The organism is Cellulomonas sp. KH9, from assembly GCF_900114185.1.
Lineage (GTDB): Bacteria > Actinomycetota > Actinomycetes > Actinomycetales > Cellulomonadaceae > Cellulomonas.
In genome coordinates this window covers 137,489-153,879 of sequence record NZ_FOSE01000002.1, presented here as the reverse complement: position 1 = coordinate 153,879, position 16,391 = coordinate 137,489, and the positions used below count along the sequence as shown (strand labels likewise).

Annotated in this window: 13 protein-coding genes; 3 read left to right on the top strand and 10 right to left on the bottom strand. The window is 75.6% G+C overall.

The features are described from left to right. Window positions 1-13: 13 nt before the first annotated feature. The 4 genes from BMZ16_RS06855 to BMZ16_RS06840 form a co-directional block, all read right to left on the bottom strand. Window positions 14-997: an ABC transporter permease gene (locus tag BMZ16_RS06855; RefSeq protein ID WP_255366418.1), complete on the bottom strand. Its 984-nt coding sequence runs from the start codon at window positions 995-997 to the stop codon at window positions 14-16. Window positions 998-1,097: 100 nt separating this feature from the next. Continuing rightward, window positions 1,098-2,738, bottom strand: coding sequence for a type 2 periplasmic-binding domain-containing protein (locus BMZ16_RS06850; RefSeq protein ID WP_089798886.1), 1,641 nt, complete (start codon window positions 2,736-2,738; stop codon window positions 1,098-1,100). A 291-nt stretch (window positions 2,739-3,029) separates the two neighbouring features. Then, window positions 3,030-4,028: a LacI family DNA-binding transcriptional regulator gene (locus tag BMZ16_RS06845; protein WP_089798885.1), complete on the bottom strand. Its 999-nt coding sequence runs from the start codon at window positions 4,026-4,028 to the stop codon at window positions 3,030-3,032. Further along, window positions 4,025-5,047 (bottom strand): LacI family DNA-binding transcriptional regulator, encoded by a 1,023-nt coding sequence (locus BMZ16_RS06840; RefSeq protein WP_089798884.1) that lies wholly within the window; start codon window positions 5,045-5,047, stop codon window positions 4,025-4,027. Before BMZ16_RS06840 ends, BMZ16_RS06845 begins: the two co-directional genes overlap by 4 nt. A gap of 190 nt (window positions 5,048-5,237) precedes the next feature. Here BMZ16_RS06840 and BMZ16_RS06835 point away from each other — a divergent pair, with 190 nt between their 5' ends. The 3 genes from BMZ16_RS06835 (at window position 5,238) to BMZ16_RS06820 (ending at window position 9,220) form a co-directional block, all read left to right on the top strand. Next, window positions 5,238-6,791, top strand: coding sequence for a hypothetical protein (locus BMZ16_RS06835; protein ID WP_089798883.1), 1,554 nt, complete (start codon window positions 5,238-5,240; stop codon window positions 6,789-6,791). 192 nt (window positions 6,792-6,983) lie between these two features. Next, a complete protein-coding gene (locus BMZ16_RS06825) occupies window positions 6,984-7,751 on the top strand; it encodes a GAF domain-containing protein (RefSeq protein WP_089798881.1) in 768 nt (255 codons plus the stop codon). Beyond that, window positions 7,748-9,220 (top strand): PP2C family protein-serine/threonine phosphatase, encoded by a 1,473-nt coding sequence (locus tag BMZ16_RS06820; protein ID WP_089798880.1) that lies wholly within the window; start codon window positions 7,748-7,750, stop codon window positions 9,218-9,220. Before BMZ16_RS06825 ends, BMZ16_RS06820 begins: the two co-directional genes overlap by 4 nt. Window positions 9,221-9,244: 24 nt before the next feature. Here BMZ16_RS06820 and BMZ16_RS06815 read toward each other — a convergent pair whose 3' ends face one another. The 6 genes from BMZ16_RS06815 to nirB all read right to left on the bottom strand — a co-directional run bounded on the left by BMZ16_RS06815 (window position 9,245) and on the right by nirB (window position 16,235). Next, on the bottom strand, window positions 9,245-10,042 hold the full coding sequence (locus BMZ16_RS06815) for a glycosyltransferase family 2 protein (RefSeq protein ID WP_089798879.1): 798 nt from the start codon (window positions 10,040-10,042) through the stop codon (window positions 9,245-9,247). Between the two features lie 89 nt (window positions 10,043-10,131). Next, window positions 10,132-10,878 (bottom strand): sirohydrochlorin chelatase, encoded by a 747-nt coding sequence (locus BMZ16_RS06810; RefSeq protein WP_089798878.1) that lies wholly within the window; start codon window positions 10,876-10,878, stop codon window positions 10,132-10,134. Further along, window positions 10,875-11,984 carry a uroporphyrinogen-III synthase gene (locus BMZ16_RS06805; RefSeq protein WP_089799915.1) on the bottom strand — a complete coding sequence of 370 codons (1,110 nt, stop codon included), beginning with the start codon at window positions 11,982-11,984 and terminating at the stop codon, window positions 10,875-10,877. The genes BMZ16_RS06810 and BMZ16_RS06805 overlap by 4 nt, the downstream gene beginning before the upstream one ends. Before the next feature lie 8 nt (window positions 11,985-11,992). After that, complete coding sequence (cobA, locus tag BMZ16_RS06800; RefSeq protein ID WP_089798877.1) at window positions 11,993-13,261, bottom strand: uroporphyrinogen-III C-methyltransferase; 1,269 nt, start codon at window positions 13,259-13,261, stop codon at window positions 11,993-11,995. Then, window positions 13,258-13,677, bottom strand: a complete 420-nt coding sequence (locus BMZ16_RS06795; RefSeq protein WP_089798876.1) for a nitrite reductase (NAD(P)H) small subunit — start codon at window positions 13,675-13,677, stop codon at window positions 13,258-13,260. The genes cobA and BMZ16_RS06795 overlap by 4 nt, the downstream gene beginning before the upstream one ends. Beyond that, window positions 13,674-16,235 (bottom strand): nitrite reductase large subunit NirB, encoded by a 2,562-nt coding sequence (gene nirB, locus BMZ16_RS06790; RefSeq protein ID WP_089798875.1) that lies wholly within the window; start codon window positions 16,233-16,235, stop codon window positions 13,674-13,676. Before nirB ends, BMZ16_RS06795 begins: the two co-directional genes overlap by 4 nt. Between the last annotated feature and the right edge of the window lie 156 nt (window positions 16,236-16,391).

The following is a 16,391-nucleotide window of genomic DNA, read 5'->3' as shown; positions in this document are numbered from 1 at the left end:
GTCGTCCTCCCGGTTACCACAGGCTCGTGTTCGCGAACTTCTTGGCGAGCTGGTTGGTCAGCACCAGGAAGGCGAAGTTGATGACGGTGTTGAACAGGCCGATGGCGGTGGAGTAGCTGAACTGGCTCTGCAGGATGCCGATCTTGTAGACGTACGTGGAGATGACCTCCGACGCCGGCAGGTTCATCGGGTTCTGCATGAGGAAGATCTTCTCGAATCCCGCGTTGAGCACACCGCCCATGTTGAGGATGAACAGCACCACCATCGTCGGCACCAGAGCGGGCAGGTCGACGTGCCGGATGATCTGCGGTCGGCTGGCACCGTCGACGCGTGCCGCCTCGTAGAGCTGGGTGTCGATGCTCGACAGCGCGGCGAGGTAGATGATGCTGTTCCACCCGCAGTGCTGCCAGACCTCGGAGATCACGTAGACGGAGACGAACGAGCCCGGGTCGCCCAGGTAGTTGGTCCCCTCCACGCCGAACAGGCCGAGGAAGTGGGGGATCACGCCCGACGTCGGCGACAGGAACACCTGCAGCATGCCGACGACGACGACGATCGAGATGAAGTGCGGCAGGTACGTCGCGGTCTGGGTGAACCGCTTGCGCCGCGGTCCGACGATCTGGTTGACCGTCAGCGCCAGCAGCACCGGTGCGATGAACCCGACCATCAGGGTCGTCAGGCTGATCGCCACGGTGTTGCGGATCAGGTCCCAGAACAACGGGCTGTCGAAGAACTGCTGGAAGTACTTGAACCCCACCCACTTGCCGCCGGTGAGCCCGGCGGCGAAGTCGAACTCCCGGAACGCGAGCTGGATCCCGTACATCGGGACGTACGAGAACACCGCCGTCACGACGACGGCCGGCGCCAGCATGAGCCACAGCTGCCACCGGGTGCGCAGGTGCCCGCTGAGCGTCCTGCGCCGTCGGCCGCGCACCATCGCGCGGACCGGCGTCGACCCCGGCACGTTCGCCGCGGTCTCGTCGAGGGTCACCGCCACGACACCACTCCCTCCTGTCACGACCCGCGCCGTCGCGGGTCGTGGATCGTCCGGTGCGGCGTGGTGGCGGGCGGACGCCCGCCACCACGCCCCGGTGGCGTCAGCCCTTGGCGGCCTCGTCGTAGTACTTCTGGTACAGCTCGACGTTCTGCGTCAGACCCGCCGCCTCGAGCTGGTCCACGTACGCGTCCCAACCGGCGTCGATCCCGCCGGAGGTGACGAACTCGGCGAACTTCGTCTGGCTGAGGTTGAGGATCGCGGAGTTGTTGAGCGCGAGCGTGCTCAGGTCCTCGGTCGACATCTTCAGGTAGGGCGGCAGGACGTCCTCGTCGACGTCGACGTTCGCGACCGCCTCCTCCAGCGGGACGCTCTGCTCGACGGCCTCGGCGAGGTCGGTCGGCAGGGTCACGTCCAGGCCCTCGCGGATCCACAGCGGTCCGAGGTCGGCCAGCGTCGACGTCCACTTCCAGGTCGACGGGTCGCTCTCGCCGTCGGCGGGCGGCAGCACCTCGTACGAGCCGTCGTCGCCCGGGGCGATGTTGGTCCCGAAGTCACCGAAGAGCACCTGGAGCGAGAGGTCCTGGGAGTAGAGCGCGTCGACCACGCGCAGCGCCGCGTCCTTGGCCTTGGTCCGCGCCGAGACGACGACGTGGTTGGGCGTGAGGTTCTCGAAGTCGTAGCTCCAGGTCACGTCCTCGCTCTGACCGGCCTCCGCGAGCAGCGGCGCCATCGAGGCGTACTGCGGCGCGAGCTGCGCACCGAACCGGTCCGAGGCGGTCCAGCCCCAGCTGAAGCCCACGGCGGCGGTGTCGCCCGAGCCGCGGCCGATCGACTGGTACGCCGAGTAGTCCTGCGTGATGACGTTCTGGTTGACCAGGCCGGCGGAGTACGCGCGGTGGAGGAACTCGAGCACCGCCTTCCAGCGCTCGTCGGCCAGGAAGCTGCCCACCTTCCCGTCCTCGACGAAGTACCCCGTGCCACCGCCGCCGGTGATCGGCAGCCCGGTGCTGCCGAGCAGCGCGGTGGGCTGGAAGTAGCCGTAGCCCGTGGTGCTGACGGGCGACCAGTCCATGGGGATCTCGTCGGAGGGGTCGCCGTTGCCGTTCGCGTCCTGCTGCTTGAACGCGAGCAGGACGTCGTAGAGCTCGTCCCACGTCGTCGGCATCTCCAGGCCGAGGTTGTCGAGCCACTGCTGGTTGATGTACTGGCGGGTGATGGCCTGCGGCCAGAACTCCTTCCAGCTGGGCAGCGCGTAGATCGCGCCGTCGGCCTGCGTCGACATCGCCTTCGCGCCGTCGACCTGCTCGAACATGGCCTTGACGTTCGGCATCGCGTCCATGTCGTCGCTCAGGTCCTCGAACAGGGTCCGGAACGTCGCGAGGTCCGAGTCGGTGATCACGTTGCCGCCGATGATGAGGTCGGGCGTGTCACCGGCGGCCAGCATGGTCGACTTCTTCTGGTCCCAGTCGGCGCTGACCTCCTCCCAGGTGATCGTGACGCCCGCGGTCTCCTCCAGCTCGTCGACCCAGGCCATCTCGCTCATGGCCCGGGTGAGCGCGTGCTTGACGACCAGGATCGTCAGGTCGTCGCTGCCCGAGGCCGCCGCCTCGTCGTCGTCACCGCCGGTGCACCCCGCCAGCACCAGGCTGGACGCGGTGAGCAGCGCCGCGGCGGACGTGAGCGCACGGCGGGCGGGCGCGCGGCCCGGTGCCGTGGGGCGTGGACGGGTGCTGCGAGCCATGGGTCTCCTCCTTGAGACGGGCGGGCCGACCTGCCGGCGCACGCCGGGCGGGCGCACCGTCGACGGCGTCGTCGCCGGGACGGCACGCGCACGACCCCGGTCCGCGTGCGCGTCGCAGGTCAGCGGTGCAGGCGCCCCGTGGGGTGCCGGGACCGATCCTCATGGACCGACTTCAGCGTTGTCAAGAAAGTAGCCAAGAACATGGCCGTCGGCGGGTGCAGCGCGCACCGGTGAGGTGGAGCGATGGCGTCCCTGCAGGTCGGAGCGCCGCCCGATGGCCGCGCCCGCGGCTCAGACCGCGGCGGACGACGCGCGCGGGACGAGGTCCGCCCCGGTGCGCACCGCGCGCGCGGGACCCGCGTGGCCCGCGATGCGCTCGAGCAGCATGGCCACCGCGTGCTCGACCATCTCCCCCTGGCGCGGGCTCACCGACGTCAGGGACGGGACGGTGAAACCGCTCTCGTCGGTGTCGTCGAACCCGGTGACCGCGACGTCCTCGGGGACGCGCACGCCGTGACGGTGCAGGGCGCGCAGCGCGCCGGCCGCCACGGCGTCGTTGATGCACAGCGCCGCGTCGAAGGAGGCCCCGGACCGCAGGAGCCCCACCATCGCCTCGTACCCCGAGGCACGCCGGTCCCAGTCGGACCCCACCGCGACCAGCGCCGGGTCGTGCGGCACGCCGTACGCCGCCAGCGCGGCCAGATGGCCGGCGAAGCGGTCGTCGGAGGGACGGACGCCGGGCGCGCCGTTCCACACCAGGGCGATGCGGCGACGCCCGGTGTCGAGCAGGTGACGCGTCACGGCGTCGGCACCCTCCCGCTCCCCCATCACGACGCAGTCCCAGCGACCCGTCGGGACGCCGCCGAGCTGCACCACGGGCCGCGCGGGCGCCGTGTCGTCGGGCGGGAAGGCCACGTGGGGACACACGATGACGCCGTCGACGTCCCGCACCCGGCCGCCCAGCACCGCCTCGCGCTCGGCGGCACCGTCGTGCGCGATCTGCAGCATGGCGGTCAGACCACGCGCGTCCAGCGCGAGGATCAACCGCTCGGCGACCTCCGCGAAGTACGGCTGGTAGATGTTGGGCACCACGACCGCGACGCGCCCCGTGCGGCCGGACGCCAGCCCGCGGCCCGCCAGGTTCACCTCGTAGCCGCACTGCTCGACGGCGGCGAGCACCGCCCGGCGCGTGGCCTCGGAGACCCCGTTGCGGCCGAGCATCACGTTGGAGACGGTCTTGGCCGAGACCCCGGCCACCGCGGCGACGTCCGCCAGGGTCGGGCGCCTCACGGCAGCGCCTCGCCGAGGGTGGACTCCCGACGCACCAGCTCCACGGGCAGGGTGACGGCGCGCGGGCCCTGCGGCGCGCGCCCCGCGAGCCGGTCGTCGAGCAGCTCCAGCGCCATGCGTGCCAGGCGGGCCGGTCCCGGGTCGACGGTCGTCAGCGAGGGCGTCGAGAAGCGGCCGTCGTCGAGGTCGTCGTAGCCGACGACCGCCACCTGGCCGGGGACGTCGACGCCGCGGCCCCGCAGCGCCGCGAGCGCACCGAGCGCCACCTCGTCGCTGACGCACACCAGGACGTCGAGCGCGGGGTGGGCGTCGAGCGCCCGCGCCGCCGCCCGTGCCCCGGCGCGTCGGTCCGCGACGCCCTCGACCGGCACCACCGGCACGGCGTCGGGGTCGAACCCGGTCTCCGCGAGCGCCGCCCGCAGGCTCGCGGAGGGGCGCGCCGGGTCCTCGTCCGGGCGGGCCGCACGGTCGCCCCCGAGCAGGGCCGGACGGAGCCGACCCATGACCGCCAGGTGCCGCACGACGAGGGCCATCGCCTCGTCCACGTCCTCCCGCACGTGGTCCACGGACCCCGCCTCGCGCCCGCCCTGCACGACGACGACCGGGCGGTGGGTGAGCGCACCGTCGGTGCCGACGCGCGGCGGCGGCGCGCCGATGTGGACGAGCCCGTCGAAGCGGGTGCCCCTGCCGGCGAAGAGCGCCCGCGTGCGCTCGTCGTCGCCGCGCGTGGGTTCCACCGCGACGGGGATGCCGCGCCGGTCGGCCTCCACCACGAGCGCCTCGACGAGCGTCGCCAGGTACGGCCGCCGCAGCTCGTCCACGCCGATGCCGATGAGCCCGGTGCGCCGGGTGCGCAGGTTGCGCGCCGTCGCGCTCGGGGTCCAGTCGAGCTCGGTCATGGCCGCCCTGACCCGTTGCACGACCTCGGGCCGCGTGTGGGGGGCGCCGTTGACGACGCGGGACACCGTCTTCACGGAGACACCCGCCAGAGCGGCGACGTCACGCGCGGTCGGTGCCACCGCGCCATCATAGGCGCGCGGCACCGCGCCCGACCCCGTCCACGGCGCGGCCCTGCACGTCACGGCGGTGCGGGCTGCCGGGCTCCCCGCCGTGCCGCGCCGGTCGGCGTCGCGGGCCGGGGCGCCGGGTGCCGCCGGGGCCGTCCGGCGCCCTGTGGCGACCTCGGGGACCCGCTGCGACGCTGGCTGGATGGCACGGGCGGGGGTCTCGTTCCCGGCGGGCACCCGCGGCGGTGGCCGCACGGGGTGGGTGGTCGCCTGCGCCGCGGGCGTCCTCGCGCTCGTGGTGCGGTGGCACCTCGTCGGGGGCGCGGCGGGCGTGCGCGGTTACCACGGGTACGACGACGGCGTGTACTTCTCCTCGGCCGTCGCCCTCGTGCACGGCCGGGTGCCGTACCGCGACTTCCTGCTCCTGCACCCGCCGGGTGTGGTGCTCGCGCTGGCGCCGTTCGCCGCGCTGACGCGGTGGACGGGCGACCCGACGGCGCTCGCCGCCGCGCGCGTCGCGTTCATGGCCGTCGGCGCGGTCAGCACCGTCCTCGTCACACGGCTGGCCCTGCGCTGGGGGACGGCCGCCGCCGTCGTGGCGGGCACGCTGTACGCCGTCTCCTCCGCCGCCGCTCGCGCCGAGCGCCTCACGCTGCTCGAGCCGCTCGGCACGCTGACGCTGCTGGGCGCCGTCTGCCTCCTGCTGCGGGCCCGCGCACCCCACGCGTCCCGGTGGTGGCTGTACGCCGGCGGCGCCGTGCTCGGCCTGGGCCCCGTCGTCAAGATCTGGAACGTCGCCCCCGTCCTCGTGGTCGTCGCCTGGCAGGCGTGGACGCAGGGGACGCGCTCGGCGGTGCGCGTCGTGGGTGCGGCGGCCGGCGCGTCGCTGCTCGTCCTGCTGCCGTTCGCCGTGGCCGCGCCCGGCGCGCTGGTGCGGCTCGTGCTGCTCGCCCAGCTGGGCCGTCCCCGGTCGACCACCACGACCGGTGAGCGGCTGGCGGGGATCAGCGGCGTAGGCACCGCACTCGCACCGCAGCCCGCCGCGACACGCACCGCTCTGACGGCCGTGGTGTGCGTGGCGGTGGTGGTCGCCGCGGTGGCCGCGTGGCGCGGGCGCCGGGGACGGCTGTGGGTGGCGCTCCTCGGGACGCAGGTCGCCGTGCTCCTGGCCGCGCCGTCGTTCTACGTCGGCTACGCCGCGTTCAGTGCCGCGGCGGTGGTGCTGGTGGTGGCCGCGGCCGTGTCGCTGGTCCCCGCCGGGGGGCCGGCGCCGGCGGGGTACCGGGTGTGGGCCGCGGCCCTGACCGTCGGGGCGCTGGGGCTGCCGACGGCGGCGCTGCGCCCGCCGCCGCCGGAGACGCTCGCCGTCGCCCAGGTCCGCGGGCTGCTCCCGGAGCAGGGCTGCGTGCGCGCGGACTCCCCCGGCGTGCTGGCCGTCCTCGACGTGCTGTCGCGCGACGAGGAGCGCGGCTGCCGGACCCGCGTCGACGTCTCCGGGCAGACGTACGTGGTCGGCGACCGCGACGACCGGGGGGACCCCGTCCCCCGGTCCCGCAACACCCGCTGGCAGGAGGACGCGGTGGCCTACCTGACGTCCGGGACGGCCGCCGTCCTCGTCCGCACGACGGGCAACGGCTTCGACGACACGACCGTGCAGCAGCTGCACCGGCACGGCACGCTCGTGCGGGTGCACGGCGCGCAGGTGCTGCTGCCCCGTGACGCGGCGCCCCCGCACCGACCCGCCGCGCACCCCTGAGAGCGCGTGGTCGGGGCGGGCCCAGGCGCGCACGCGGCTGCTGCGGTGGGTGGCGGCCACGTCCTCGCTGTCGAGGGCCGTGCCGGCGGAGAGGTCGACGCCGTCCACCGTGTCGAACGGGTTCACCAGGCGCACCTCCCTCGCCGGCCATGACGAGCGGCGCCATCCGGTGGCCGGTCCTATGGTCGAGGAGTGAGGCAGCACGACGACGTGGCCGCACGAGGGGGCGCGATCATGGCCGGTGCACCGTTGGAGCATGTCGTGGCCCGCGCGTCCGGCCTGATGCTCACGGACCGCGCGGTGGGCCAGGTCCTCGACCTGCTCACGGCGACCCTCCTGCAGGCCGTGCCCGCGGCGTGCGGTGCGGGCGTCACGGTGGTCGACCGTGACCGCGACGAGGGCCACGGCGGCACCACGACCGCGGCCACGGGCACGCTGGTCGAGGCCGCCGACGCGGTGCAGTACCGCCTGGCGGAGGGCCCCTGCCTCGCCGCGTGGCTGACCCGCCGGGCGGTGCGGGTCGACGTGGTCGCGACGGACCCGCGCTGGCCGCGCTGGGCGCAGGAGGTGGCCGCCCTCGACGTGGCGTCGGTGCTCAGCGCGCCGATGGTGGCCGGCGACCTCGCAGTCGGATCGCTCAAGCTCTACGCGCACGAGCCGCACGCGTTCGGGCCCCGGGACGAGACCACGCTCAACCTGTTCGCCGCGCAGGGCGCCCTCCTGCTGGCCAGCGCCCGGACGTTCCGGGACGCGGGGCGGCTGTCGCAGGACGTGCGGACCGTGCTGGCACGGCGCGACGCCCTGCAGCGCGCGGCCGGGCTGCTCATGGGGCGTGACGGCCTGACCGACCAGGCGGCCCTCGCCCACCTGGCGGCGCGGGCCGAGCAGGAGCGCACGGGCGTCCACCAGATCGCGACCCGTCTGCTCACGGACCACACGCACCGGGTGGCCGGGCGTTGACCAGCGCGGGCGACCGCCAGCGCGGGCGGATCCGCGCCGCGTTCGGGCGCACCCGCCTGCGGCCGGAGGACCTGTGGGTGCGGTACTTCGCGCTCGGCGGCCAGGCGGGGCCGGCCGACCTCGCCGAGTTCCTCGACGGGACGTCGGACCTGCCGGTCCGTGAGCGGGACCGGGTCGCCCTGGCGGTCAACGAGGAGCTCGACCGGATCACGGGCAGCGACCGCGCGCCCTACTCGCGCCCCCTGCGGTCCGCCGAGCCCGAGGGCGGCCCGCTCGCCGCGCTGGTCACGCTGCTGCGCGGCACGCACCTGGCGCCCCCGGACGCGCTGCCCGAGGCCGTCGTCACCGCCGCGCACCACCTCGGGGTCGTGCCCGTGCTGTACCTCGCGGACGAGGCGGCCCGCACCCTGGTCCCGCTGCCGGACGGCCCCGGCCACGGGCGCGCGCCGTTGTCGGTGGACGGCACCCTGCCCGGGCGGGCGTACCGGTTGCTGCAGACGCAGCCCGCCGTCGGGGAGGACGGGCAGGCGCGCCTGTGGGTCCCGGTCGTCGACGGTGCCGAGCGCGTCGGCGTGCTCGACCTCATGCTGGCCGACCCCGCGGACCTCGACGACCCCAACCTGCACCGCCACTGCTGGTGGCTCGCCCACTACCTCGGCCACCTGGTGACGGCGCTCGACGCGTACGGCGACACGCTGGAGCAGGTCGTCTCGGTGCGTCCCCGCAGCGCACGGGCCGAGCTGGTCCGCCGCCTGCTGCCGCCGTCGACCGCCGGCACCGACCGGGTGCTGGTCGCGGGGCGCATCGAGCCGGCGCACGACCTGGGCGGCGACCTCTTCGACTACGCGCTGAGCGCGACCCGCGCGCAGTTCGCGGTGCTCGACGCGACGGGCCACGACCTGCGGGCGGGCCTGGCGGTGGCGGCGGCGATGTCGGCCTACCGCGCGGCGCGGTGCAGCGGGGCGGGTCTGTTCGAGCAGGTGGAGGCCGCGCACGACGCGATCGCGGAGCACTTCGCGGGGCACGTCTTCGCCACCGGGGTCGCCGCCGAGCTCGACCTGCTGACCGGCCGGCTGCGCTACCTCGCGGCCGGGCACCCGCCGCCCCTGCTGCTGCGGGCCGGCAAGGTGGTCAAGCACCTCGACGACGGGCGCCGGCCCCTGCTGGGGATCGAGGTGCGCAGCACCACGGTCGGCGAGGAGCACCTGCAGCCGGGCGACACCGTCGTCGTCCACTCCGACGGGATCACCGAGGAGCAGGACGGAGCGGGACGCACGTTCGGGGTCGGCGGGCTCGTCGACGTGCTGCAGCGCACCGCCGCGGAGGGCATGCCGCTGCCCGAGGTGACGCGGCGGGTGGTGGCGGCGATCCTGGACCACCACACCGGCACGCTGCAGGACGACGCGACGCTGCTCATGGTGCAGTGGACGGCCGGCCGTCCGGACGCCCTGGACCCCGCGCCCCGTTGACGAACCACTGACGGTCCGTGTGCGTCAGGCCTCCGCCCGGCCGGGGGCGCCGCCCTCGGAGCCGCGCAGACGCACCTCCCACCGCCGCCACGGCGGCAGCACACGCCACTGGCGACCGAGCGTCCGGAAGGCCCGCCCGAACCGCGGCACCCACTGGCGTCCCGGGCGCACGGACCGCGCCGACACCCCCACCCGCCACGACCGGTCGACGACGACCCGCGCACCGGGGCCGAGCGCCATCGCCAGGTCCAGGTCGTCGTGCACGTCCTCGGTGCGCGTCACGTGCGGGCGGGCACGGCGCCACGACTCGGCGCGCAGCGCGGCGGAGGACCCCCAGATCACGCCGTGGCCCGCGGCGAGCGCACCGAGCAGGTAGTACGACCCGAGGTACACCGTCGCGAGGAGCACCCCCCAGGGGCGGGGCACGTCGAACCGGCCCCACCCGCTGACCGCCTCGACGTCGGGGTCGTCGAGCACCCGCACCGCGTGCTCGACCCACCCGGGCCCGGGGCGGGAGTCGGCGTCGAGACGCAGCAGCACGTCACCGCGGGCCGCGTCGTACCCGGTGGCGACCGCGGCGGGGATGCCGACCCGCGGCTCGTGCACCACGCGCGCACCGTGCCGCAGCGCGACCTCGACGGTGGCGTCGGTGGACGCGTTGTCGACGACGACGACCTCGTCGGGCAGCCGGGTCTGGCGGGCCAGCAGGGTGAGGCAGGCGTCGAGGTGCGCGGCGTCGTCACGCACCGGGACGACGACGGAGACGAGGCGCGGCCGCCCCGGCGGTGCGGGGACGGGCTCCGGACGGACCGGCTCGCTCATGGCTGTCACTCGACCTGCTCTCGGGGTGGTGGTGCCGACGACGATCCCACGAACCGGCCGTCCGCACCCGCCGCGGGCGGACGGCGGGCTCAGTGACGCGCGCCGGCCGCCCGCTGCGGCGTGGGCCACGACGACGTCGCGTGCCCGCTGACCTCGTCGTACCGGTCGAGCGCGATCGCGGCCAGCCGCGGGTCCGGCGCCAGGGGGGCCGTCACGACGTCCGCGCCCGCCTCGTGCACGCGGTCGAGGAAGTAGCCCGGGGCGAGCAGGTAGGAGGCGACCACGACGCGCCCGCCCGGCGCGAGCCCGGCGCGCGCCGCCGCCACGGCGACCGGCACGCGCGGGTGGGCGCCCGACCCGTACCCGACCGTCACGGGCCGGCCCAGGTGCTGCGCGAGCGCGTCCACGACGTCCCGCACCGCGGCGGCGGCGGCGGGGTCGCTGGACCCGGCGGCCGCGAGCACGACCGCGTCCCCGTCCGCGAGACCCGCGGCCGCGAGCCGTTCGGCGAGGATCTCGACCAGGCGCGGGTCCGGGCCCATCGGCCGGGCCGCGGCCGCACCGGGCCGGTCCACCGCGCGCGCCACGTCGACCTTCACGTGGAACCCCACGGACAGCAGCAGCGGCACCACGACCGCCGGTGCCTCACGGAGCGCACCCGTGACGACGTCGTCGACCTCGGGCTGCTGCACGTCCACGAACGCCTCGCGCACGTCGAGGCCGGGCCGGGCCGCGACGACGTCGACGAGGATCGAGGCGATCGCCGCGCGGCCCGCGGCACTGTCGGTGCCGTGCGAGCAGCCGACGAGGACGGGGACGGTCGCGGTGGAGGTCACACCTGCTCCTGGAGCTCGAGCCGGTAGCCGCGCTTGACCACCGTACGGATGAGGGCACGGCTCCCGGCCGCGTCACGCAGCCGCGCGATCGCGACCTCGGCGGCGTGCGGGTCGGACGACACGCCGGGCAACGCGGCCAGGACGTGCTCACGGGGCACGACGGAACCGCGCGCGTGCGCGAGCAGCCGCAGCACCTCCAGGCCGGTACGCGACAGCGGCAGCACGCGGCCGTCCAGCACCGCCGCCGCCCGCCGCACGCGCAGCGGGCCGGCGACCGTGTCGAGCGCGTCGACGCCGCCGTAGTGCGTCACGACCGCGCGCACGAGCGAGCCGAGCCGGCCCCGGTCGGGCACGAGCGGGTCGATCCCCACGTCGAGCAGCGGCTTGGCGGTCACCGGGCCGACGGCGGCGAACACCACGGCGCCGGAGCGGTGGCGCCGCAGGACGCCGTCGAGGGCGTCCGCCTCGGTCGCAGCGGCCAGCCACGCCGCCGCGCCGGGTGCCGACGTGAAGACCACGGCGTCGATCCCACCGTCCGCGACGGCCCGGGCCGAGTCCCGCACCAGTGCCGGGTCCGGTGGCGGACCCCACCGGTAGACCACGAGGCTGCGCACGCGCGCGCCGGCCAGGGCGAACGCCTCGTCCAGGCCGTCGGCGCCGGCGCCGTGGTGCTGGACGACGATGTCGCGACCCGCCACGCCCTCGTCGAGCAGCGTCTCGGCGATCTCGGCACTGGTCTCGGACTCCGCGACCCAGTCCGCGCTGAGCCCCGCCGCCTGGATGGCGCCGCGCGCCTTGGGGCCGCGCGCGACGATCCGGGTCCGGCGCAGCACCTCCACGAGCCGGTCCGCCACACCGGCGGCGTCCGCGGCCTCCACCCAGCCGCGGAAGCCGATCCCCGTGGTGACGACGAGGGTGTCCGGTGGGTCGACCAGCAGGTCACGCGTGCGGGCGAGCAGCAGGGCGTCGTCCGTGTGGGGCACCATGCCCAGGGCCGGGGCGTGCCGGATCGTGGCGCCGCGACGTTCCAGGGCGGCGCTCAGCTCCGCGGCGCGGCGGTCCGCCGTGACGAGCACGACGCACCCCGCCAGCGTCTGGTCGATCATCTCGGCCGTCACGCGCCCATTGTCGTCGCACCGGAGCCGGACGTCTCGGGCGTGCCACCGGTCGGGACGTCGAGCAGCCCGGGCGCCGCGACGTCGCCCAGCAGGACCACGGCCGGGGCGGCCACGCCCCGGGCCCCGGCCTCCGCGGCGACGGCGTGCAGGGGTGCTCGGGTCACCCGCTGGTCGTCCTGCGTCGCCCGCTCCACCACGGCGACCGGCAGGTCCGGGTCGACCCCGGCGGCCAGCGCGTCACGCACCAGCCCCGGCAGCGCCGCGACCCCCATGAGGACGACGACGGTGCACGACCGGTCCCGCAGCCCGGTCAGCGCCGCGGCCGACCAGCCGTCGGTGCCGTTCATCACGTGCACGGCGCCCACGACCCCGCGGTGCGTCAGTGGGATGCCCGCCGCCGCGGCCGCGGCGAACGCGCTGCTCACGCCGGGGACGACGGTGACCGGGACCCCTGCCGCACGGCACGCCAGCACCTCCTCGCCGCCCCGCCCGTACACGAAGGGGTCCCCGCCCTTGAGGCGCACGACGAGCCGGCCGCGCTGCGCCTGCTCGACGAGGATGCGGTTGATCTCGTCCTGCGGGACCGGGTGGTGCCCGGGCGACTTGCCGACGTCGACCACCTCGACGTCGCCCGGCAGCTCCGCGAGCACGTCGGTCGGCCCGAGCCGGTCCGTGACGACGACGTCCGCCTCGGCGAGCGCACGCCGGCCCGCGACGGTCAGCAGCCCCACGTCACCGGGGCCGCCGCCGACGAGCACGACGCTCCCCCGGCCCGGGCTCGCCCGGCGTCGGCGCAGGTCGACCCGGCCGGTGCGCAGGTGGGCGGCGAGCCGGTCGCGCACCTGCACGCTGCGGCGCGGGTCGGCGCCGGCGGTCGAGACGACCCCGACGAGGACGTCACCGGCCCGCGTCGTGGCCGGGGTGCGCGCCGTCCCGGCGGCGGGGCGGCGTGCGCCGCCCGCGTCGACGCAGAACACGCGACGTGCCGTGGCCCACGCGACCACCGCAGCGTCGGTGGCCCGCTCCCCCGTCGCCGTGTGCGCGAGCCACACGTCGTCCAGGTCGGACTCGACGACCTCGCGGTCGGACCACCGGGCACGTCCCGCGACGACCAGGTCCGCGAGCGGCTCGCAGACCTGTGGCGCGACCACGTGCACGAGCGCACCGGCGTCCGCGAGCGACTCCGCCCGCCGTGCCGCGACCGGTCCCCCGCCCGCCACGAGCACGGGTCGCCCGGCCAGCTCGACCCCGAGCAGCGCGGTCACGACGGGCCCCCGCCCACGGCGACCTGCACGTCGCCGTCCACGACCCGCACCTGCCAGGTGCGCAGGTCCGGGGAGCGACCGGCGGCCGGCTCCTTACCGGCCGGGTCGAGGCACCGGCCGGTCCCGAGGTCGAAGACCTGCTTGTGCATCGGTGAGGCGACCGTCGGCACGTCCAGGTCGGCCACCCGCCGGGTCCCGACGATGCCACGCGCCATCACGTGGGCGTCGCTGAACGGGTCGTGCTGCTGCACCGCGAGCACCCGCTCGTCGAGCAGCCGGAAGAGGGCGACCTGGGTGAGCACGGGCAGGCCGCCTGCCTCGTCGGGCACGAGGGCCGCGGCGCCCCGCTCGTACGCCAGGTCGTGCAGGCGGCACACGGTCAGCCAGGTGGTGGCCGGGTGGTCGAGGGTGGTCACGAGCGGACCTCCAGGGTGGTGCCGGCGACGAGCACGGCGCGCTCGTCGGGGGTCGCGGGGCGCACCTGGCCCCGGGTGGGGACGTAGGCGAGCGACGGGTCGGGCACGTCGGGTGCGTTGACGAACGACGCGAACCGCGCGAGCTTGTCGGGGTCGTCCAGCGTGGCGCGCCACTCGTCCTCGTAGTCGGCGACGTGCCGGGCCATCTGCTCGTCGAGGTCGGCGCAGATGCCGAGCGAGTCCTCGAGGACGACGGCGCGCACGCCGTCGAGCCCGCCCTCGACCTCCTCGATCCACGGGGCCGTGCGCTGCAGCCGGTCGGCGGTGCGCACGTAGTAGAGGAGGAAGCGGTCGATGGTGCGCACGAGGGTCTGGGTGTCGAGGTCCTCGGCCAGCAGGCGGGCGTGGCGCGGCGTGAAGCCGCCGTTGCCGCCGACGTAGACGTTCCAGCCCTTGTCGGTCGCGATGACGCCGACGTCCTTGCCGCGGGCCTCGGCGCACTCGCGCGCGCAGCCCGAGACGCCGAGCTTGATCTTGTGCGGCGAGCGCAGCCCGCGGTACCGCAGCTCGAGCATGACCGCGAGCGCGACGGAGTCCTGCACCCCGAAGCGGCACCACGTCGACCCGACGCACGACTTCACGGTGCGCAGCGACTTGCCGTACGCGTGGCCGGACTCGAAGCCGGCGTCGACCAGGCGGCGCCAGATGAGCGGGAGCTGGTCGATGCGGGCGCCGAACATGTCGATGCGCTGCCCGCCGGTGATCTTGGTGTACAGACCGAAGTCGCGGGCGACCTCGCCCACCGCGATGAGCCCCTCGGGGGTGACCTCGCCGCCGGCCATGCGGGGCACCACCGAGTACGAGCCGTCCTTCTGCAGGTTCGCCATGACGTGGTCGTTGGTGTCCTGCAGGGCGGCGCGCTCGCCGTCCAGCACGTGCGCGGGCGCCGTGGTCGCGAGGATCGAGGCGACGACGGGGCGGCAGATGTCGCACCCGCGCCCGTGCGAGCCGAACCGCTCGAGCACCTCGGTGAACGTGCGCAGCCCGGCGACGCGGACGGCGTCGTACAGCTGGGCGCGCGACAGGGCGAAGTGCTCGCACAGCGCGCTGCTGACCGTCACGCCGAGCTTGCCGAGCTCGGTGGCCATGAGCTTCTTGACCAGCGGCAGGCAGGACCCGCAGCTCGTCCCGGCGCGCGTGCAGGCCTTCACGGCGCCGAGGTCGTGGCAGCCCTGCTCGGCCACGGCGTGCCGGACCGCACCGGCGGGCACGTTGTTGCACGAGCAGACGCCGGCGTCGTCGGGCAGCTCGAGCTCCGGGGCGCCGGTGCCCCCCTCGGGCAGCAGGAACGCGGCGGGGTCGCCGGGCAGCTCGCGTCCCACCATGGGACGCAGGCTCGCGTACGCGGTGGCGTCGCCGACCAGCACGCCGCCGAGCAGGGTGCGGGCGTCGTCGGACAGGACGAGCTTCTTGTACACGCCGCCCACGGGATCGGCCCAGACGACCTCGAGCGCGCCGGGGGTGCGCGCGAACGCGTCGCCGAAGCTGGCGACGTCGACGCCCGCGAGCTTGAGCCTGGTCGCCGTGTCGGCCCCGGGGTACACGGCACCGCCGCCGAGCAACCGGTCCACCGTCACCTCGGCCATCGTGTAACCGGGCGCGACCAGACCGATGCAGGCCCCCCGGATGCACGCGACCTCGCCGACCGCGGACACGTCCGGGTCGTCCGTCAGGCACGTGTCGTCGACGACCACGCCGCCGCGCGGGCCGATCGGCAGGCCCGCGGCGCGCGCGAGCTCGTCGCGGGGACGCACACCGGCGGCGACGACGACCACGTCGGCGTCCAGCCGTGTGCCGTCGGCGAGCTCCACCCGCCCCACACCGCCGGTGCGGTGCGGCAGCAGCCGGGTCGTCCGGGACTGGGTGCGGACCCCGATGCCCAACCGGTTGACCAGGCGACGCAGCGCCTCGCCGCCGCCGAGGTCGACCTGGGCGGACATCAGGTGCGTGTCGACCTGCAGGACCGTGGGGCGCGCCCCCAGCGCGTCGAGCGCACCGGCGGCCTCCAGGCCGAGCAGCCCACCGCCCAGCACGACCCCGCGCACGGTGCGCTCCCCGGCGAGCGCGGTGACGTGGCCGCGCAGGGCCGCGACGTCGTCGAGCGTCCGGTACACGAAGACGCCGTCGAGGTCGGCGCCCTCCATGGGCGGGACCCACGCGGACGAGCCGGTGGCCAGGACGAGGTGGTCGTAGCGGTGCGTGCGCCCCGACGCGGCCGTGACGGTCCGCGTGGCGCGGTCGACCGCGGTCACCGCGTCCCCCCGCACGAGCGTGACGAGCGGGTCGTCCCACAGCGCGGCGTCACCCAGCGCCAGGTCCTCGGGGGTCCGCCCCGAGAAGTAGCTCGTGAGGGCGACGCGGTCGTACGGCCGCCGCGGCTCCTCCGCGAGGACCGTGACCCGCCAGACGCCGTCGCCGTCACGGTCCCGCAGGGCCTCGACGAGGCGCTGGGCGACCATGCCTCCGCCGACGACCACGAGGTGACGCTGTGCGTCCATGGGGACCCTCCAGGAGCTCGGACCGGGGCGGTCGTCGCGGGCGGGCCGGGCGACCGCCGCTGCCGACGACGCTAGGGGCGGCGTGTTTCCACCGGGCACGCCTGGGCGTTACCCCGCCGGAACCGTCCGCGCACACCGGCGCCGGCCGCCGTGTGA

Excerpts from the sequence above, each read along its gene's own strand:
- BMZ16_RS06850 (WP_089798886.1), bottom strand. The coding sequence starts at position 2,738 with ATGGCTCGCAGCACCCGTCCACGCCCCACGGCACCGGGCCGCGCGCCC.
- BMZ16_RS06835 (WP_089798883.1), top strand. The coding sequence starts at position 5,238 with ATGGCACGGGCGGGGGTCTCGTTCCCGGCGGGCACCCGCGGCGGTGGC.
- BMZ16_RS06815 (WP_089798879.1), bottom strand. The coding sequence starts at position 10,042 with ATGAGCGAGCCGGTCCGTCCGGAGCCCGTCCCCGCACCGCCGGGGCGG.
- BMZ16_RS06805 (WP_089799915.1), bottom strand. The coding sequence starts at position 11,984 with ATGATCGACCAGACGCTGGCGGGGTGCGTCGTGCTCGTCACGGCGGAC.
- nirB (WP_089798875.1), bottom strand. The coding sequence starts at position 16,235 with ATGGACGCACAGCGTCACCTCGTGGTCGTCGGCGGAGGCATGGTCGCC.